Source organism: Chlorogloeopsis sp. ULAP01 (genome assembly GCF_030381805.1).
In the GTDB taxonomy this organism is placed as follows: domain Bacteria; phylum Cyanobacteriota; class Cyanobacteriia; order Cyanobacteriales; family Nostocaceae; genus Chlorogloeopsis.
In genome coordinates this window covers 351,485-372,300 of the sequence record NZ_JAUDRH010000004.1, presented here as the reverse complement: position 1 = coordinate 372,300, position 20,816 = coordinate 351,485, and the positions used below count along the sequence as shown (strand labels likewise).

General features: G+C 39.7%; 14 protein-coding genes. 12 read left to right on the top strand and 2 right to left on the bottom strand.

Features of this window, described 5'->3' with window-relative positions; genetic code table 11:
* Window positions 1–349: 349 nt before the first annotated feature.
* Window positions 350–3,019 carry an ATP-dependent chaperone ClpB gene (gene clpB, locus QUB80_RS10195; RefSeq protein WP_289789379.1) on the top strand — a complete coding sequence of 890 codons (2,670 nt, stop codon included), beginning with the start codon at window positions 350–352 and terminating at the stop codon, window positions 3,017–3,019.
* Window positions 3,020–3,296: 277 nt separating this feature from the next.
* Here clpB and QUB80_RS10190 read toward each other — a convergent pair whose 3' ends face one another.
* Window positions 3,297–4,469: a glycosyltransferase family 4 protein gene (locus QUB80_RS10190; protein WP_289789378.1), complete on the bottom strand. Its 1,173-nt coding sequence runs from the start codon at window positions 4,467–4,469 to the stop codon at window positions 3,297–3,299.
* A 12-nt stretch (window positions 4,470–4,481) separates the two neighbouring features.
* Entirely contained in the window at window positions 4,482–5,531 is a 1,050-nt protein-coding gene (locus QUB80_RS10185) for a glycosyltransferase family 4 protein (protein WP_289789377.1), read from the bottom strand.
* 221 nt (window positions 5,532–5,752) lie between these two features.
* Here QUB80_RS10185 and htpG point away from each other — a divergent pair, with 221 nt between their 5' ends.
* The 11 genes from htpG to QUB80_RS10130 all read left to right on the top strand — a co-directional run bounded on the left by htpG (window position 5,753) and on the right by QUB80_RS10130 (window position 20,736).
* Entirely contained in the window at window positions 5,753–7,738 is a 1,986-nt protein-coding gene (gene htpG, locus QUB80_RS10180; protein ID WP_289789376.1) for a molecular chaperone HtpG, read from the top strand.
* A gap of 163 nt (window positions 7,739–7,901) precedes the next feature.
* Window positions 7,902–8,138 carry a 50S ribosomal protein L28 gene (rpmB, locus tag QUB80_RS10175; protein WP_289789489.1) on the top strand — a complete coding sequence of 79 codons (237 nt, stop codon included), beginning with the start codon at window positions 7,902–7,904 and terminating at the stop codon, window positions 8,136–8,138.
* A 420-nt stretch (window positions 8,139–8,558) separates the two neighbouring features.
* Window positions 8,559–13,118 carry a hormogonium polysaccharide biosynthesis protein HpsA gene (gene hpsA / locus QUB80_RS10170; RefSeq protein ID WP_289789375.1) on the top strand — a complete coding sequence of 1,520 codons (4,560 nt, stop codon included), beginning with the start codon at window positions 8,559–8,561 and terminating at the stop codon, window positions 13,116–13,118.
* Between the two features lie 23 nt (window positions 13,119–13,141).
* Complete coding sequence (gene hpsB, locus QUB80_RS10165) at window positions 13,142–13,873, top strand: hormogonium polysaccharide secretion pseudopilin HpsB (RefSeq protein WP_289789374.1); 732 nt, start codon at window positions 13,142–13,144, stop codon at window positions 13,871–13,873.
* Between the two features lie 326 nt (window positions 13,874–14,199).
* Window positions 14,200–15,174, top strand: a complete 975-nt coding sequence (hpsC, locus tag QUB80_RS10160; protein WP_289789488.1) for a hormogonium polysaccharide secretion pseudopilin HpsC — start codon at window positions 14,200–14,202, stop codon at window positions 15,172–15,174.
* A gap of 25 nt (window positions 15,175–15,199) precedes the next feature.
* On the top strand, window positions 15,200–15,925 hold the full coding sequence (locus QUB80_RS10155) for a pilus assembly FimT family protein (RefSeq protein WP_289789373.1): 726 nt from the start codon (window positions 15,200–15,202) through the stop codon (window positions 15,923–15,925).
* Between the two features lie 309 nt (window positions 15,926–16,234).
* Complete coding sequence (gene hpsE / locus QUB80_RS10150; RefSeq protein ID WP_289789372.1) at window positions 16,235–17,200, top strand: hormogonium polysaccharide biosynthesis glycosyltransferase HpsE; 966 nt, start codon at window positions 16,235–16,237, stop codon at window positions 17,198–17,200.
* A 124-nt stretch (window positions 17,201–17,324) separates the two neighbouring features.
* Window positions 17,325–17,894, top strand: a complete 570-nt coding sequence (locus QUB80_RS10145) for a type II secretion system protein (protein WP_289789371.1) — start codon at window positions 17,325–17,327, stop codon at window positions 17,892–17,894.
* A gap of 32 nt (window positions 17,895–17,926) precedes the next feature.
* Entirely contained in the window at window positions 17,927–18,583 is a 657-nt protein-coding gene (locus tag QUB80_RS10140; protein ID WP_289789370.1) for a TIGR04282 family arsenosugar biosynthesis glycosyltransferase, read from the top strand.
* A gap of 382 nt (window positions 18,584–18,965) precedes the next feature.
* Entirely contained in the window at window positions 18,966–19,802 is an 837-nt protein-coding gene (gene hpsJ-B / locus QUB80_RS10135; protein ID WP_289789369.1) for a hormogonium polysaccharide biosynthesis protein HpsJ, read from the top strand.
* 76 nt (window positions 19,803–19,878) lie between these two features.
* Window positions 19,879–20,736: a glycosyltransferase family 2 protein gene (locus QUB80_RS10130; protein ID WP_289789368.1), complete on the top strand. Its 858-nt coding sequence runs from the start codon at window positions 19,879–19,881 to the stop codon at window positions 20,734–20,736.
* The last annotated feature ends 80 nt before the right edge of the window (window positions 20,737–20,816 follow it).

Below are 20,816 nucleotides of genomic sequence, written 5' to 3'. Positions count from 1 at the left end.
AGTCGCTACAACGGGGGCTTTGGCCCACCCACGGAGGAGCCAGCGCCATGGGCGGGTTTCCCGACTTGTAGACGCCCGTCAGGGCGGCTTCCCGGAGGGTAGCGACTGGCGTTGGGGTTGGGGGGAGACCCCCGCGCACGGCGCTTCTTTGTGCAACGCGCTGCTCACCGTGTTTCTTTGTCCCCGTGTCCTCTTCCCATTACCCAACCCCCAATCACCAATCCCCGATACCCAGTCTCAAATTGCAACTGTAGATACAAGCAGATGCGGCCTGATAATGATTGGATAAATATTTAGGACATACTTTCCGTAGTTTAAGATTTAAAATTCCAAATCAAAAATTGTAAAGATGCAGCCTACAGATCCGGATAAATTTACAGATAAAGCCTGGGAAGCAATTGTCAAATCTCAGGATATAGTACGCGCATATCAACAACAGCAATTAGATGTTGAACATTTAATACTTGCTTTATTCCAGCAAGAAAATGGTTTAGCAGCACGTATCCTCAACCGTGCTGGTGTAGATGCTAACCGTTTGCAACAGCAACTTGAAGAATTTGCCCGCCGTCAACCCAAAGTCGGTAGAAGCGATCAACTTTACCTTGGGCGCTATTTAGACGCAATGCTAGACTTAGCCGAGGAAGCCAGAGTGCGGATGAATGATTCCTATATCTCTGTGGAACACTTACTTTTGGGTTTTGTAGAAGATGAACGTATCGGTCGGCGGATGCTGAAAAGCTTTAATCTAGATACAGCAAAGTTAGAAGCTACAATTAAAGTGATTCGCGGTAGTCAAAAAGTAACAGACCAAAATCCAGAATCTCGCTATGAAGCTCTACAAAAGTTTGGTAGAGACTTGACAGAGCAAGCAAAAGCTGGAAAACTCGATCCAGTGATTGGGCGAGATGATGAAATCCGTCGGGTAATTCAGGTATTATCTCGTCGTAGCAAGAATAATCCAGTTTTAATTGGTGAACCTGGAGTTGGTAAGACTGCGATCGCAGAAGCTTTAGCACAGCGAATTGTGAATGGCGATGTACCTGAATCTTTGAAAAATCGCCAACTCATTGCCCTGGATATGGGTAGTTTGATTGCTGGTGCTAAATACCGAGGTGAATTTGAAGACCGTTTAAAATCAGTTCTGAAGGAAGTAATCGAATCTAACGGTCAAATAGTCCTGTTTATTGACGAACTACATACAGTTGTTGGCGCAGGTTCCGGGCAACAAGGTTCGATGGATGCAGGCAATTTGCTCAAACCAATGCTGGCACGGGGAGAACTGCGCTGTATTGGAGCAACTACTCTAGACGAATATCGTAAATATATTGAAAAAGACGCAGCTTTAGAAAGACGCTTTCAACAAGTGTATGTAGATCAGCCCAGCGTAGAAAATACAATTTCTATTTTGCGAGGACTGAAAGAGCGTTACGAAGTCCATCACAACGTCAAAATTTCTGATTCAGCCTTAGTAGCAGCTGCTACCCTCTCAGCCAGATATATTAATGATCGCTTCTTGCCTGATAAAGCCATTGACTTGGTAGATGAAGCAGCAGCCCAATTAAAAATGGAGATTACATCCAAACCAGCAGAATTGGAAGCGATTGATCGTCGCTTGATGCAGCTAGAAATGGAAAAGCTGTCGTTGGCTGGAGAAGAAAAGGCGACAATCCAAACTCAAGAACGTTTGCAGCGAATTGAGCGAGAAATTGCTAATTTGACAGAGAAACAGCAGGAATTTAATGGGCAGTGGCAAGGTGAAAAGCTGCTATTAGAGGCAATTAGTACTTTGAAGCAAGAAGAAGAAAAGCTACGGGTACAAATTGAACAGGCAGAACGTGCCTACGATCTCAACAAAGCTGCCCAGTTAAAGTATGGCAAATTGGAGGGAGTACAGCGCGATCGCGAAGTCAAAGAAGCCGAATTACTGAAAATCCAAGCGCAGGGTAAAACTCTGTTGCGAGAACAAGTTACAGAAGCTGATATTGCCGAAATCGTTGCTAAATGGACGGGGATTCCGGTAAATCGCCTGCTGGAATCGGAACGACAAAAACTGCTGCAACTGGAAAGTCACCTGCACGAACGAGTTGTAGGACAAGAGGAAGCAACAGCAGCAGTAGCAGCAGCGATTCGCCGCGCCCGTGCTGGCATGAAAGATCCGAGTCGCCCCATTGGCTCATTTTTATTGATGGGGCCGACAGGAGTCGGCAAAACCGAACTTGCCCGCGCTCTGGCTCAGTTTCTCTTTGATTCGGACGACGCCCTCGTGCGTTTGGATATGTCTGAGTATATGGAAAAGCACTCAGTATCTCGCTTGGTAGGAGCGCCTCCAGGATACGTAGGTTATGAAGAAGGCGGACAACTTTCCGAGGCAATTCGCCGCCGTCCTTACTCTGTGGTGCTTTTAGATGAAGTTGAAAAAGCGCACCCTGATGTATTTAATATACTCTTGCAAGTATTAGATGATGGTAGAATCACTGATTCACAAGGCAGAACTGTTGATTTTCGCAATACTGTGATCGTGATGACAAGTAACATTGGTAGCGAATATATCTTAGATATATCTGGTGATGACTCCCAGTATGAAAAAATGCGAAATCGGGTGATGGATGCTTTGCGATCGCACTTCCGCCCTGAATTTCTCAATCGCGTTGATGATTTGATTATTTTCCATCCCCTCAATCGCAGTGAAATGCGGCAAATTGTTCGCATCCAACTCAAGCGAGTGGAAAATCTGCTTTCCGATCAAAAAATTTCCTTGGAAATCTCTCCAAGTGCTTGCGATTACCTTGTAGAAGTAGGTTACGATCCTGTTTACGGCGCACGCCCCATCAAACGGGCAATCCAAAGAGAAGTGGAAAATGCGATCGCCACCAAAATTTTAGAGAATACCTTTATTGGTGGTGACACGATTGTTATTGACAAAGGAGATAAAGGGCTGAACTTTAGTAAGAAAAAAGTAGTTACAGTCCCAGCACCAACAAACACAACTCATATATTAGAAGCTTCTCGCGAGTCTTAAAAAGTCAGGGGCAATAATAAAAAAGACACCATTGCCCTTGATCAAGGACTAGAATCGCTCGTTCACTAAGATGTACGAGCGATTCAAGCAAAAGTAGAGAAAGCGATCGCCAGTAAGTTACTGGTGAATAATTTTTCTCTAAAGACAGCGACTTAAATATTGCCACTTAAAATCAGAATTTGGTCACCCACTGTAAAGCTGTTGGAAAAAAGTTTGTAGTGAGGGCTTTAGCCCTTACTTAAAGACTACAGAACCACTAGTCTATAAAATTGCTTTTTTAGAGATAGTCTAAAAATAACTGTTTAGCTGTACGACCAGCAACTTCCCAATTAAGACGATATACATACTCATTGAATGATGACATAGCTAATCGTTCATATTCGTGGTAATGAGTAAAATAGTTAAGTATGTAGTTACAATAGTCGTCTATCGGTGCATCAACCGCAAAAGTTTTACCATTAATATTATCTTTAATTACAGTTGGTATTCCTGCTATATTTGTTGTTAAACAAGGGACACCAAAAGCATTTGCTTCGACTAAAACATGAGGATTGGTATCTGCTCTAGTAGGTAACATCAGAAAATGAGAATCACCTATTAACTGACACATCTGAGATAAACCATCAGGTTGATACTTGTTAATATATCCCAGTGGCTTGACAAAACTTGGCAAAGGTTCTTTAGAAATAGGTTGGCATCCTATGACTGTCAGTTCAGTCTCCAAACCTATTTCATTTAATTTTTTAGCAACTGCGAGAGCAATATCTCCACCCTTGCGCTGCCAATCAACTCCAGAGTAAATTAACTTACATATTTTTTTATTTCTTGACTTAACTAATTCTGTAATATCTGCGAATGTTCTTTCTGGCTTTATTTCTATATTTGCGCCTCTAGGAATAACATAAATTTTTGATTTATCTATTCCATAAGTTTTAACTACAGTTTCCACTGCCCATTCTGAGGTGACTATGAGTATTTTGCATTTTTCCAATGCAGCTTTTTCCATTTTATAAATATTATTTCTAGTTTCCTGACACAGATTACTGAGGTGAGGAAAAAAGTTAATTAATTCTGTTAGAGTTGTATCTATCCACAGAACTATTGGCTGCTGGCATTCTAGATAGGCAGTAGGGATTGCTCCTTCTGGAGAAATAACAATCTCACTATCTAAATGAGCTAGTTTTTTTGCTACCTGATTGGCATAATTTTGACAGACAATTGGTTCAGCCCAACTATAATAATCTTTTTTAATCAAGTGATTATAAAATAGCCATTTACCTCTAGTTAACCAAGAAAAATTTTTTTGTAGCGGCCCTAAATAATCAATTAAAATATTTTGGTTTGTTAATATCTGAGCAATAAAATTACTTGCGCCATAGTTCCCGCCATGATATTTTTGCCAACTAGTAGGATGTTGAACATCATAAGTGGTAACATAAGCAATTCTCATATACTACCCTTGTTATAAATTCTGATTACAAATATGTTCAAAATATTGGACAGTTTTTTCCGCTAACCTTGACCATCCTAACTTCTCTAAATTAGCTTGTCGCGATCGCTTTCCTTCAATCGCCCAATCTAAGCCTGTAGCTAGAACTTCTGTAGTCAACTCTCCAGAGTACAACTTTACCCATTCATCCCCAACCTGTTCTTGTAGCTCTGCCATAGATCCTTTATCAGTTACTAAGATAGGAGAATCAAAAGACAAAGAGAGTATTGCACTACCTGAGTTCAAAATTTCTTGAAAAGGTAAAACTACTAAATCAGCAGCCTTAAAATACAGTTGTAACTGTTCATCTGGCACGAACCCGAAACGCAATTTTACCTTGAAATCATTAACTGCTAAGTTTAATATCTCAGTACCAAGTTCTGGAACTTCAATTTTACCTGCTATCAACAATAGCCAATCAGTTGGGTTTAATTCTCGAAATACCTGTACTAAATGAGGAACATTTTTGTAGTAGTCAATATAACCCAGAAATAAAAGTAAATGACAATCAGGGGGAATATCTAAATTTGTCCTAGCTGTCTCACGAGTAATATTGTTAGGGTAAACCTGTCGATAATGACCATGAAAAATAACAAGATGAGGAAGATGCTGCAAGCTAGGAAAATTTTTTAGAGTTAATTCTTTACCTACTTGACTATGACTAATACATCCATCTAATTCCTTGATAAATTTGGACTGAAACCAATTTGCCAGTTGAGGATGTAATAGAGAATGAGGATACTCATCGTGAATAGTCCAAATAATTTTTGTTCCCCTGACCTTAGCCCACTTTATAGTTAATAACATCGTAATTACCCGTAACAGAGCCACAACTAAGTTAGGGTGACGTAATATAGTTTCAGTTGGCCAGTGTAGGTGAAAAATATCATAGTGTTGAAGCAGCAACTTACTAAAAGTGAATTCCTCAACTGTTACACCCAACTCAAGCATATGTGAATACAACAGCCAGTTGTAGGGATTTTTATACTTTGTTTTAAATGCCGGCCAGGCAATAATTTTCATCAAAAATTACCTACCTTAAATTAATAATTATTGATTGTGCGATGGTTCCTCTTCTAGACGCTTCGTAAACTGTTGACTTTGCTATCACTTTTTTTAGCTACTATGAGCGAGTAGGGAAATCCGCATCAGCAGTATGGTGTAAACAAAACCTAATAGGGTAAACTATCGCCACCATTATGCTCTTAAAATTCACAGTAGGCAAATTTTGTTAAACTCAAGTTATGCTAGAACAAGGCACTATCAGTATTCATACTGAGAACATTTTCCCGATTATTAAGAAGTCCCTGTACTCAGATCACCAAATATTCCTGCGAGAACTAGTATCTAATGCCGTTGATGCGATCCAAAAGCTGAAAATGGTATCCCGCGCAGGAGAGTATTCTGGCGATATTGGCGAACCAGAAATTCAAATTTCCATAGATAAAAATCAAAATACTCTCTCCATTACCGATAATGGCATCGGCATGACAGCCGACGAGGTCAAGAAATATATTAATCAAGTTGCTTTTTCTAGTGCTGAAGAATTTATTCACAAGTATAAAAATGTATCAGAGCAACCAATAATTGGTAACTTTGGGCTAGGTTTTTACTCCTCCTTCATGGTGGCAAAACAAGTCGAAATCGATACATTATCCTACAAAGAAGGAGCGCAGGCAGTTCATTGGACTTGTGATGGTTCTCCAGAGTTCACCTTGGCAGAATCATCCCGCACCACTCGCGGTACGACAATTACTCTCCATCTCATGGAAGAGGAATTAGAATATTTAGAATCAGCACGAATTACTAATCTTGTCAAGACTTACTGTGACTTCATGTCAGTACCCATCAAACTAGATGGCGAGGTGTTAAATAGGCAAAAGGCACCATGGCGTGAGTCTCCAAATAGTTTAAGTCAAGAAGATTATTTAGAGTTTTATCGCTACCTGTATCCTTTCCAGGAAGAACCTCTATTGTGGGTACATCTGAATACAGACTATCCGTTTATCATTAACGGTATTTTGTATTTTCCCAGATTGAGACCAGATGTAGATGTAACCAAAGGGCAGATTAAGTTATTCTGCAATCAAGTTTTTGTAAGTGATCACTGTGAAGAAATAATTCCTCAATTTCTTTTACCCATGCGGGGTGTGATTGACAGCAGTGATATTCCTCTGAATGTATCGCGGAGTGCTTTGCAAACTGATCGCACAGTCCGCAAAATTGGTGACTACATCGCCAAAAAAGTAGGCGATCGCCTCAAAGAACTTTACCGCGATAACCGCGAACAGTATATCAGCGCTTGGAAAGACCTCGGCACCTTTATGAAATTCGGGGTCATGAATGATGAGAAATTTAAAAAACAAATCGAAGAATTTATCATCTTTCGCACCACTGCCAAGCAGCCAGAACAAGCCGTTTCAGAAACTCCCGCAGTACAAGTTCAATCCGAAGAAGGGGACGCTTGGCAAGATGTCACTTCCACAACTGGGGGACAAGAAAATCTCAAATATCAATACACAACTATCCAAGAGTATTTAGAACGCAACAAAGAACATCATCAAAACCGCGTTTTCTACTGCACAGACGAAAGCGCACAAGCAGCTTACGTAGAACTACATAAAAAACAAGGTTTGGAAGTCCTGTTTATGGACTCCTTCATCGACACTCACTTCATCAACTTCTTAGAGCGGGAATACACAGATGTTAAATTTACGCGGGTAGATTCGGATCTGGATCAAACCCTTTTGGATAAAGACAAAGCTGGAGAAATTGTTGATCCAAAAACCAATAAAACCCGTAGCGAAGTTATCAAAGAGCTATTCGAGAAAGCTCTCAACAAACCCAAAGTTAATATCCGTACTGAAGCTCTAAAATCTGACGATCCGCAAGGAACACCGCCAGCGATGGTATTACTACCAGAAATTCTGCGCCGTCTGCGGGAAATGAATGCTCTAATGCAACAACAAGCAGCCGAATTTCCTGAAGATCATATCTTAGTGGTAAATACTGCTCATCCATTGATTCAAAATTTAGCAAATCTCAGTCAAGGCAGTATTATTCAAGGAGATGGAGAATCGCCTACAACGTTATTAGTCAACATGATTTGTCATCACATATACGACTTGGCATTGATGTCTCAGAAAGGATTTGATGCAGAAGGAATGAAAGCCTTTGTTGAGCGTTCTAATGAAGTACTCACACAGTTGACAGAAAAAGCTACTAGATAGAAAAATTTTGGCGATTTTTAATCGCTCAATATAGCCTGCCTCCGCAGGCTTCGTTCGTGTAGCCCCAGACTTCTAGTCTGAGGGCGAATTTTACAGCGAGCGATTGACGCCAGATGTGAATAAAATAGAAGATCGTGGTCAAAATAAATTGGAGATTCAAGCAATGTCTCGTCGCTGTCAACTAACTGGCAAAAAGGCAAACAACGCCTTTGCAATTTCCCACTCTCACCGTCGCACCAAGCGCCTTCAACACGCCAACCTGCAAAGCAAGCGCGTATGGTGGCCTGAAGGTAATCGCTGGGTGAGACTCAAGCTTTCTACTAAAGCCATCAAAACCCTTGAAACAAAAGGGTTGCAGGCAATGGCAAAAGAAGCTGGGATTAACCTTAATAAATTCTAAACTGCTTCAAATTCAAAAAATATACAGATCCCCGACTTCTCATAAAAGCTGGGGATCTTGTTTTTTTAAACTTTCATTACCCTCGTTACCAGGTTGAACCTGGTAACGAAAACTAGAGCCTCTGGCTCTCTTCTCAATCAAATTATGCAGGACATTTATAAGCTGATACCGATTCAAAAAATGTTTGTAACACATCCTGATGTAGAGACGCGCCATGGCACGTCTCTACAATGTCTATTTGTCGCATTTCTTTTTCAAATTGGTATGAGTTCACAAAAAAGAAATGAAAATTTGTCCCTTCTGCCTTTTTCAAGTTAGAAATCAGTCATATAAATTTTTCAACTAGTTGATATGTTTTTTTTTAAAATGGGCATCCTAAATCTATTCGGGTAACAACATCATTTAGATAGGAACATGGCTATGTCTCGTAACCGCCAACGAGCCAAGGCGAATAAAAAGCGATTTTTATCTCAAATAAAAAAACAATTTTTTCGGTTTTTACGTAATTTTTTTACTATTTGGAGATGTAGAGAAACGAGGAATGCTGGTTTTGTATTGCCAACAGTAGCAATGGTATCAATAGTGGTTGTTCTCCTCACAACTGCTATTATGTTCCGGTCATTTGACCGTGCTAAAAACGCCAGCAATGTCCGTGTCAATGAAGCTGTTTTGAGTGCTGCAACTCCAGCAATTGATAGAGGTAGAGCTAAATTAAATAAGCTGTTTCTAGATAAACGATTACCACGGGCAACACCAACGGATGAAGCTTTATACACTGTTCTGACAGATAAGTTAAACGAATATACCTTTGGTGACGAAACCCCACTGCAACTAGGGTTTGATATTAATAATAATGGCAAAATTGACCAACCACTAGAAGATACACCCATAAATCAAAATGAAACTCTCAACACTGCTTGGAGGTTCCCCGTTGATACCGATAACAACGGGAAATTTGATAGCTACACCCTGTATGGGATTTACTTTAAAACTCCTTCAGTAAGTAGTGATAATAAATATGAGCGTGCCAGAAATCCTTTAGAAGCCAGAACTCCACCGATGGCACAAGGTACTCTGGATACAAGCTGTGGTGCTAATACGAGTGCAGTTTTAGTAGGTAATACAGGATGGATTAAACAAAACAATGAGTTAAAGAAATCCTTTTTTGTTTATACTGCCACAGTACCAATTACATCCAACCCGCAAAACGATAGCACTATTGCTGCGGGTGATAAAGATAAATATGAGCAGTACAAAGGCAATAAAGGTTTTGCATCTGTAGAGTATCAACAAGATCGCGTCCAAATACCACCAAATAACTACGCTGTTGTTTACGAAGATGATTTAGAAGTTACTCCAGGTGCGGCATTCAATTTAAATGGGGCAATTTTTACCAATAGTAACTTTCTCACTCACGGTACTATCAAGTTATATCAAGTTAGTGCCTTAAAATCCTGTTTTTATGAAGCTAGAAATGCCAAGATTGTAGTTGGTGGCAATTTGACAGTTCGTGGATTTACATCTGATGATAGTGGCCCCAATACTTCAAACACTAAAGTTGATTTATTCAAAGGTAAGACTACTAAACCTCCTGAGGTATCATGGGTAAGATCTATATCAGCCCCAGCACGTCCTCAAAACATAGCTTATAACAATCGAGCCTATGTGAGTCGCATCAATAGACTAGTTGCTGCTCAAATGGCTAACAATGCAGATAGCGATCCATCAGAAGTAAAAGACGGTATTGAAAAGAAAAAGAAAAGTTTAGGCTTATCCAGCTTCACAACCGCAGAACTTAATACAATTCGCCGTCAACAATTGGAACTGTATTTTAAAAGACGCACCCGTCGTGTTCCTTTCGGAGAAGTTGGATTTAATGGTACAGATGCAGATCCTAGCCCACTGTTGCAAGGTAGTGGTGATTCTCTACGTCCTAATGATAAGTGGATTTATCCTACAGATCCAACCGACGGCAAAACAGGTACTACTTACACTACACTACCACTCAATATCAGTGGTTCATCCCTAGAGCCAAAAGCCACAGAGCCGAAAGAACTCAAAAAAAATAGTGGCAAAGAAGCAGAATTAGGTGACAGAGTTCTAGTTGGTAACAACTTACCTGAACTCTGGTGGGATAAAAATAAAGCGCAGTTTGTAGGAGCGGGTGTTGAAGATACGCAAGATATAAGTGGCATTAAATGGGATCAGCCAGCTAGTACAAATGAAACTCGTAACCGCCGTTCTTTAGTGCAGACATTAGCTGATGTCGGATCTACAGAAAGAGATGGCGACTGGGAATTAGACGCTGCTAAAAAACCAGCAGATCCTACAGAACCTGTGGGTGGTTTACGAGTCATAACTGGTGCAGGAATTTATTTAAATCAGGGTGGCACTCCTAGTAGTTTTGATAACACTACCACAACTATTTGGCCGGATACGATGCCAGTTCCAGGTACAGCACCAACTAAAAAAACTATCCAGCCATATTGGATGTATGCTTACATGGGTGCAGGTAATTCTAATAACATAGCATCCCTCACATATACATGGGCAGAACCTTCTAGTACCAACGTTCCTCGCTTGCAAATGCGGGCTACAGCAGTTTATCACTACAAATCTGCTAATTACAGCCCGCAAGCGCCAAAACCGATAGCGTGTGTGAGTAGTTTTTATGTTCCGTCTAATAGCACTACGGCTAAGAATATAGACATACTACCTAATGCTAATGGTATTCAGAAGGATGCTAATGGTAAATCCAACAACGGCATAGTTTACCCCGCACCTACCAAGACTGTCACCGATTATTCGACTGTGCTAACGTATCAATCTCAATTAAGGTATCCAAATGGTCGTTTAATAGATGATGGACTACTGGCAAGAGCATTAGCAAAAGCAGCAACAAATCGTACTTTATCAGAGCAGTCTGCGATAGATGCTCAGATTTGCGCCCTGCAAATTTTAGATGGCAGTCTTAGCCCTACAAATGCTGTCATGGATCATGGTGCTATTAGGGAAATATCCTTATTAGATCCAAGGGAAGTTCAAGGTAACAGTGGGACTAACAATAATGTTTTACCAAGCGATAACTATAATCGTGATGTCATAGATAGACAACCGCTAGAAATTCGCGCCACTGTCCTAAACCTTGATCTCCTTCGCAAAAAAACCATTGGTGGAGCTACCCCATCCCAAGAATACTTACTACCCAATAGCGGTATTATCTATGCAACTCGTGATGATGCTTTGCCAGATATGAGTGCAGATATCACAGCACTTCCTTTGCCCACAAGTAATTCAACTCCAACAGAGGCAAACAAGCTAGTCAGTTCTGTGGACTTTAGACTTGATCCTACCCGTCGTGCTAACGCCATTATGCTAGTAGAGGGTGACAAACTGGGGCGTACACCAACTTACCGAGATGTAGAGAAAGGATTGATTTTAGCTACCAATTTGCCTGTGTATGTAAAAGGTAACTTCAATCGTCATCAAGACTCTGCTGGTAACGAACAACAAGAGTTTACACAAAAACTCGACGGGGATTGGACTACTAATAAGTTCTACAGCGATCGCACTACGCTCAATCCCAACTTTGCTTGTCGTAAGAGCGATCCCAGATTACCCAGTTGCACCATTGGTGATGAATGGCGACCTGCTACTGTGTTAGCAGATTCTGTTACCTTAATTTCTGGAACTTTTAAAGAGGGATACCGTAATGAGGGTGACTATGACTGGAGTCAAAATCCCCTGGCTTCAGTACCATCTGGTTTCTCAAGGTTTAATAACTTTGTTACTCAAGCTACATGGTATGACGATACGGGTAAACCCAGCTATTCCAGTTCCTATTTAAATAACTTTGTTACACCCATTGTTTTTAGGACAATACCAGGTTCATATTTGACAGAAGTTTGTCCTGTCAGCAATGTCAGCAATGGACAAGGAACAGTAGGAAAAGGAGGTAACGCCCAGCAAGTTAACGTAGAACAGTATTGTAGCGATCCTAAAAACTGGACTATTCAGACATCCTGTAGTGACAACGGTGGAGGTAATACCTATCTCAATGACAAGATTGTAGGCAAAAATGGAGATCCTGGAAACAGTAGGATTAAAACCGGATATATCTTCGATGATCCAGAGGCGTTTGGACAGGAAAATAATCAAGGACCAAAATGTTTCGATGATAATGCTCCCCGCAGAATAGCCTTAGTTAGAGATTTAAGTACAGGAAACATAGTCTCTCCACTTAAAGTTTTAGGTGTAAATAAAAGTGGGAAAGTCCAAATCTTCGATTTTGAAAATCCTGGTTCAGATCTCATGCCCCCACCTAACGGCATATCTATGCCTTGGCTAAGGCCAACTGTAAGTGGTGGCTATATCTCGGCACTCACACCAATCTTGCAAATTAAGCAACCTTTCGCCACGCCTTCTGATCCCAACAATACTACCAAAATTGGTGGTGAAGGTACAGGTAGACAAGATACCAGAGGATGGCTACAAGCAGCAGGTGCTGACACTACTTTCAACTTAATTGTTGCTGCTGGAGATAGCCCAGCCCGTCCGACAGAAGACAACGGCGGTTTGCACAACTTTGTCCGCTTTATAGAAAACTGGCAACCTCCTAACACTAGCAGGAGAGCTATAATTAGCGGTTCTTTCATGCAAGTCAAAAAGAGCGCCTACGCCACAGGCCCCTATAATGGAGCAGCTGCTGATAATTACCGCATTGATATTGATGCTGGTAGAGGAACTGGCTTCCTTCCTCCGAAAAGACAATGGGGTTATGATGTAGCACTGCTGTCTCAGGCTCCTGACTTATTTGCTAGCAAACTGGTACTTACACCACCTGAGTTACCGGATGAATATTTCCGCGAAGTCGGTAGAGATGACAAATGGGTTGAGACATTGTTATGTGCTAAAAATAGCGCTGACAAGACTAAATTTGCCATACCTCAAGATCAGCGTCCTTCGATGTGCAAATCATAAAACACAGAAGCTGGTGATAAGTCATGATTAAACGCAAACCACAGCAAGAAACTTCATCTTCCAGTGATTCTGGTTTTACGATTATTGAGTCACTTTTAGCGATCATTGTAGTTGCCATTTTATTGGCAGCTATATCCCCAGTCCTTGTTATGTCAGCATCTATCCGTGTCCAATCTCGACGGATAGAAAAAGCAAATCAAGCTGCAACTACGTTCATTGATGGTGTTAGAACCAAGTCAATTAAAGCACCTGGTGAATACAGTGACGACAACAAAATTAAATTAGATCCAGCAACCAAAGATGCTCCGAGAAGTCTGGAAGATAATTTAATTAGTCTCACAACAATGCCAGTTCCTGATACAAAGGATGATAGTGATTTGTATCTCTTGAAAAAAGATGGCATGATTTGCCATACCAGTGAGACAGGTTGTACAAAAAGCCCAGATAGCCCATCTGAAGAGTTTTACATTCAAGCTCGTCAAATTCTAGTTAAAGGAAGTGGAGCCGATGAAGGTTATCGTCTAGCAATTCGAGTTTATCGGTCAGATGTTGATTTTGATAAACCTCTCCTAACTAGTACTGAAAGTTCCACCAAAAAAACAGCAACAACTGTTACTGGCAGTATAGGTAATAAGCAAGCACCAGCAATAGAAAAAACAGCAGATATTGGCAATATTACCACTACATTCCAGGCTTTATGTAGGCGTCTTGGTTTAGCGCCTGACAAAGATGGAAACAATCAAAACTGTCAATAATTAGCCCTTGTTTGTAGTAATACTATTTCACGAAAAGGCTGATATGGATGTACCCCACCGCCTACGGTATCTCCCCTTACTAAGGGGAGGTTGGGAGGGATTGAATATGAATCACTCAAAAAGTGAAATGGTATAAGGGGTTTATCCCTCCTGAAAATAAATTTTAGGACTAAAATCCTGACTACAAACTTTTTCCCTCTTTAGAAAATTGGAAAACTTTTTTGTAGTGAGGGATTTATCCCTCTACAAACTTTTTGCCCCTTTAGAAAATTGAAACAACTGATAATGTGCAAGCGGTGCATCTTCAGTAAAAGGATAACCCCATGATGAAGACACTCCAATTTATACTTAAGAGCCAAATCAAAAGCTCTAAATTCATTCAAAAATCCGGTGGTTTTACTTTCATTGAACTGTTAGTAGCTTTAATACTCGCAGTTTTAATCATCACACCATTATTAGGCTTCATGATTAATGTGATGGGTACAGACAGACAGGAGCAAGCTAAAGCCAGTTCAGAGCAAGAAATTCAAACTGCACTCAATTATATTTCCCGTGATTTACAGCAGGCTGTGTATATCTATGATGCTGCCGGTATTGAGGCAATAAAATATCAATTACGTTATCCAAGTGACGCACAGAAGTTACCATTACTAGTTTTTTGGAAGCGAGAATTAGTTAGTAATGTAGTAGCAGCAACCGATAATTCAAAAGATGATACTTTTGTTTACTCATTAGTTGTTTACTATTTAATCAAAGATAGTAATGCTACTTGGTCAAAAGCTGCTCGCATTGCTAGATGGCAAATTAAAGATGGTGTACAAGCTACAAGTGGTGGTGTAAGTTGTACAGGATATGATGCTAAGTATGTAAATACTGATAACTGCCCTAGTCCAGGTTTTGCTCCCTTTGAAGAGCAGTTTGAAGAGGCTGACAGTTTAGAGCAAGGGATGAACAAATGGAAGAAAAAAGCGTCTGTAAATTATACTACTGATGCCACAGTTCTGATTGACTATGTAGATCAAAGCACAGATACGGCAACACGACCAGATGCAACTTGCCCTCCTGACTTACCATCAGCAAAGCCTCCAATTACGTGGTCAAAAATAGCACCAGCAAATAATATCACAGGGTTTTATGTTTGCGTAGATAGAGCCAACACAACAGCACAAGTATTCATCCGAGGTAATGCACTAGCTCGTATCGAAAGCGATGTAAATAAAATCAAATACAATGCTGGTAAAAAAACTTATTTCCCCACAACAAGTGTGAGAGTTCAAGGGCGGGGATTTTTATTTAGGTAAATGCTGTAAATCGGAGGAGCAAGCAATGGCTGCTGATTACATAATAAAGAAGCTGAATGTCAAGTTATTTCAGATTCACAGCAGAAATGCAAAAAGCAAGCTACGAAGTTTTGCATCTGGATACAATCACCAAGATGCTGGTTTTAGTTTGCTAGAAATAGTAGTAGTAGTACTAATGATAGGAATTTTATCAGCTATAGTAGCTCCTAGCTGGCTAGGGTTTGTAAATCGCCAGCAGGTTAATAAGGCTAACGACTTGGTTTTAGCTGCTTTACAAGAAGCCCAACGAGAAGCTAAAAAGACAAAACGTAGCTACAGCGTTAGTTTTAGCACAAATAATACAACCAAAGCTGTCGAGGTTGCTATTTATCCGACTAAAAAACCTGATGGTTCCAATGTAACTGCTGCTGAAACCAGCCCAAAGCCGTTAGGTTCAGGCGTGGGATTCGATTCAAAGAAATTACTACTGGGTGCAAATCTCAGTTCTGAGAACACTGCCGGTGCTTCCGTAGGCTACAACTTAACTACTCCAACAAAAATTACCTTTGACTACATGGGTGCTCTGCCAAACGCCAACTTTGGTTCTCCACCAGCTGGATCTACAGATCCAGATCTTGCACCTGGTTTAAAAATTGTAGTAACTGTACCCAAAGCGGGAAGTACAACAGAAGCTAGCGCAACTAAGCGATGCGTGATTGTCAAAACTCTCTTAGGCTCAATGTTAACCGCAAAAGATACTGATTGCAATTAAATAAATTTTATTTTTACCAAAAATAAAAACAGTAAAAATGCGGTACATTTAACTGCTTATTGATAGCAAAATTGAAACATGAGGAGCATTTTTCACTTTTATAAATTTGTTAATTCACATCTTGAACCAATCCCAATATTCTGGAGGCGGCAGCCCACAAACCCTCGTTACCAGGTTGAACCTGGTAACGAGAACTAGAGCCTCTAGCTCTTTCAATCAAAGGGTGCAAGATATTAGTCTACCTACTTGATACTCAATATCTATTATTAGCTGTGTTAAGAACTCTAATAAAAATTTATTTTGTGCATTATGAATAATTGTCTTGAATTTACTGTCGCAATCCCAACTTATAACGGAGCAAATCGTCTACCAAAACTATTAGAATGTCTACGAAATCAAATTAATACCGAAAATTTATCTTGGGAAATTATTGTTGTAGACAATAATAGTACTGATAATACATCTCAAGTTATTCAAGCTTATCAAGAAAATTGGCAGTGTTCTTATCCTTTAAAGTATTCTTTTGAAGAGAAACAGGGAGCAGCATATGCACGCAAACGAGCAGTTATGGAAGCTAAAGGTCAATTTATAGGTTTTCTAGATGATGATAATTATCCTACACCCACTTGGGTATCAGCTGCTTATGCTTTTGGTAAACAACATCCCCAAACAGGCGCTTATGCTAGCCAAATTCATCCTGAGTGGGAAGTAGAACCACCAGAAAATTTTGAGAGAATTGCTCCATTTTTAGCAATTACAGAACGAGGAAGCTTACCTCTGCTGTATAAAGCCCATAAAAAATTATTACCCCCTTCTGCTGGACTGGTTGTGCGTCGTCAAGCTTGGCTAGATAGTGTACCTAATCAACCTATTTTAACTGGTAGAGTAGTAGGTAATATGCTTACCAGCGAAGACTTAGAGATGTTGTCTTATATCCAAAAATTCGGATGGGAAATTTGGTATAATCCAGCAATGGAAATCTATCATAAAATTCCTAGATTTCGCTTAACAAAGGAATATTTAATACCCTTTTTCCGTGGAATTGGACTTAGTCGTCATGTAACTCGGATGCTGAATATAAGACCTCAAATGAAATTACTCTTATATTTAGCTTATATGTTTAATGACTTACGAAAACTTATTTTTCATCTGATTAAGTATGGCTGGAAATTGAATAATGATTTAGTAATAGATTGTGAAATGCAACTATTATTAAGTAGTTTAGTTAGTCCTTTTTATCTTTGGAAATATGGGTATTTAAAGCACAAAAAATAGGAAATAAATTTGTTAATATTTAGAGTAAATAATATTTTTGAATAATTTATTTGAATAATTTAAAAATAAAATAAGTAATTTTATAAAAACATAAAAAGCGAATATATGAAATTAGACAAAAAACATGAAGATATACGAAAACTTATATAATTTATTACGAACAATAAAATATTCCAAAACTAATTTTAGTAGTGGTTTTACACTGCTAGAAACATTAACCGTTATTTTAATAATTGGGATATTATCGGCTGTAGCAGCACCCAGTTGGCTAGCTTTTGTGAATACTCGCCGTCTCAATGTTGCTCAAAACGAAGTTTACCGCGCCATGCGCCAAGCCCAAAGCGAAGCCAAAAAGGAAAAATTGACTTGGCAAGCTAGTTTTCGCAACAATAACGGTATTGTTCAATGGGCTGTTCATCCTGCTAGTATCAATCCAACTAATGCTAACTGGAATAATTTAGATTCTAATATTCGCTTAGATGGGGAAACGATCTTACAAGAGTCTGGTGGGGTGAAGCGAATTCGATTTGACTATATGGGTAGTGTTGATAAACCTCCTCTGGGTAGGATAACTCTATCTAGTAAACATGGTGGCAAAGCTAAACGCTGCGTTTTTGTCTCTACAATTTTAGGAGCAATGCGAACTGCTAAAGAACAAGCTCAACCCGATCCAAATGGTAAATATTGCTATTAAGATATTGTTGGCTAATTCAAACAAGGTATTGCGTGCTGCATTTATCAGAAATCGCCAAACAGCACTTGATTATTTTTACTCGCTATCCAGAATCAGGTAAAACCAAAACTCGATTAATACCTGCTTTGGGAAATGAAGGTGCTGCTTCTCTTCACCGCCAGATGACAGAATATACCTTATTGCAGGTTAAAGAATTACAAAAGGTGATTCCCGTTTCATTGGAAGTACGTTTTGCAGGCGGGAATTCTCAATTAATGCAAGATTGGTTAGGAAGTGATCTGGTTTATCAATCTCAAGGTGGAGGAGATTTAGGGAAACGGATGGAGCGATCGCTTGTCAATGCTTTTCAAACAGGAGCAGAATCAGCCGTGATTATAGGCACGGATTGTCCCAGTCTGAATACTAATATTCTTGCACAAGCTTTTGCAGAACTTCAGCAACGTAATCTCGTACTTGGCCCAGCAATAGATGGTGGCTATTATTTAATTGGTTTGCAGTATCCAATTCCAGAATTGTTTACCGACATAGACTGGGGAACAGATAGAGTATTCCAGCAAACCGTGGATATTGCTCACCAACTAAATTTGTCAGTATTCTACTTACCTACCTTAGCTGATGTTGACCGCCCAGAGGATATATCGATTTGGGAAAATATCTTGCAAACGAGTAAAGATAAAAAAATTAAGTAAAAGACAGAGGCAATCTCTATAGAACAAGTTTGATAGCCAGGTATGAAAAACCTTACCCCGGCTACGCTACCCCTCTGTTTCCCAAGCACAGAGGCAGGGGATAAGGTGACTTTCACATCAGAGGGCGCGAGGGAAATACACCCTTCTCCTTGTATATTTAGCACTGTCATTGCTTACAAGTTCTAACATGAGGATTCTCCGGAAGACACTAGAAAATGTAAATGCTACGGTGGTGTATTGACAAAGTAAGGAAAAATTTTTTACTTGCTACTCTCAAGGAATACTCCGTTTTTTCAACAATTAGGTTCGTTACAGGGAACAATATTGCATTGAATTTGACATAGAATATTCAATCACTCTTATCAACTGCGAGATGATGATTATGAATAACCGTTTAGCTGCCATCATCGCTGCCCGTACGTTAAAGGTAGCCGGGATAATCTTAATTTTGTCCTTTTTACTGGATGTTTTAATTCTGTTGTTTCCCTTTCAACCAACCGATCGCACTTGGCAAATCGATTTGGCAACAGCGTTAGTAGATCGGGGTATTGTACCGATGGTAGGGTTAGGTTTGCTCTTTGCTGGCTATTGGGCTGATAGTACTGATGATGGACGTTCGTCGGGTATAGACTTGAGATTTCCAGCGTTAATATTATCGAGCATCTTAGGCTTGATATTTTTGCTAATTTTTCCCTTGCATTTAAATAATGTACGTCAAGTTAGCGATCAAAGAGTTGAACAAATCAATCAAGAAGCTGAACAAGCAGAAACTCAGCTGAAAAATCAGCTATCACAGGTGCAAGCTCAATTAAGTAATGAACAAGTAAAAGCTGAGTTAGAAAAACAAAAAAATCAAGTTAGAACTCAATTTGCCGAACTACTGAAAGATGAACAAAAATATCAACAAGCACTTAATAATCCCAATCTTCCCGCAGCTCAAAAAGAATTACTCAAGAAGTTTAAAGCCAATCCCCAAGAGTTAGACAAGTTCCTTGCTCAACAAAGCGATCCGCAGCAAGCTGCAACTCAACAACTCAATCGAATTCGTCAAAGTAAAGAAGAAGCCGAAAAACAAGCCAAACAAAGAGCTTGGAAGTCTGGATTGCGAATCGGGATGAATAGTTTGTTACTGTCCATCGGATACATTATTCTTGGTTGGACAGGATTAAGAAGTATGAATGCTGGCAAAGGTGGTGTACCTAAAACTAGCATACGCTAATTCATTAACTACTTTAGGGCAGTAAGAGATATCTCATACTGCCACAACGATTAATAATAGAACTAAGAATTTTAAGATGTTATCAATTTACATATTGACCTACAACGAAGAGATAGATATTGCTGCTTGTATTGAGTCGGCGATGCAATCGGACGATATTATTATTGTAGACTCATGCAGTAGCGATCGCACTGTGGAAATTGCTCGTCGCTACCCTGTGCGTATAGTTGAACATGAATTTGAAAGTCATGGACGTCAGCGAACTTGGATGTTAGAAAATATACCTCCTAAACATGAATGGGTATATATTCTCGAAGCTGATGAACGTATGACACTAGAATTATTTGCTGAATGCGAACAAGCAATTCAAAATCCTGACTATATTGGCTACTATATTGCTGAACGCGTGATTTTCTTGAATCAATGGATTCGTCACAGTACACAATATCCCCGTTACCAACTGCGACTTTTTCAGCACGGCAAAGTTTGGTTTACAGATTATGGTCATACAGAACGAGAAGTCTGTGACGGAGCAACAGGTTTTTTAAAAGAAACTTATCCTCATTACACGTGTAGCAAAGGTTTAAGCCGTTGGATTGAGAAACACAATCGTTACTCTACAGATGAAGCCAAAGAAACGCTGTATCAATTAGAAAATGGAACAGTTAACTGGCAAAGTTTGTTTTTTGGTAGCTCGGAGGTTGAACGTCGCCGTGCTTTGAAAGATTTATCCTTACGATTACCTGCTAGACCTTTACTACGTTTTTTGTATATGTATTTTATCCTGGGTGGCTGCTGGGATGGACGAGCTGGATTGGCTTGGTGTGTATTACAGATGTTCTACGAATATCTAATTTTGCTCAAAGCCTGGGAGATTAGGGATACTACTAAACCAAGCTTAGAGACAAAAGCTTTGGAAAGCAAAGTTATATAATTTAACTTTTTTTATATTTTTCACATAAAATTTTTCATCATAGTAAGAACTTATAGCCCTAAAGTAAACTAACCAGAGAA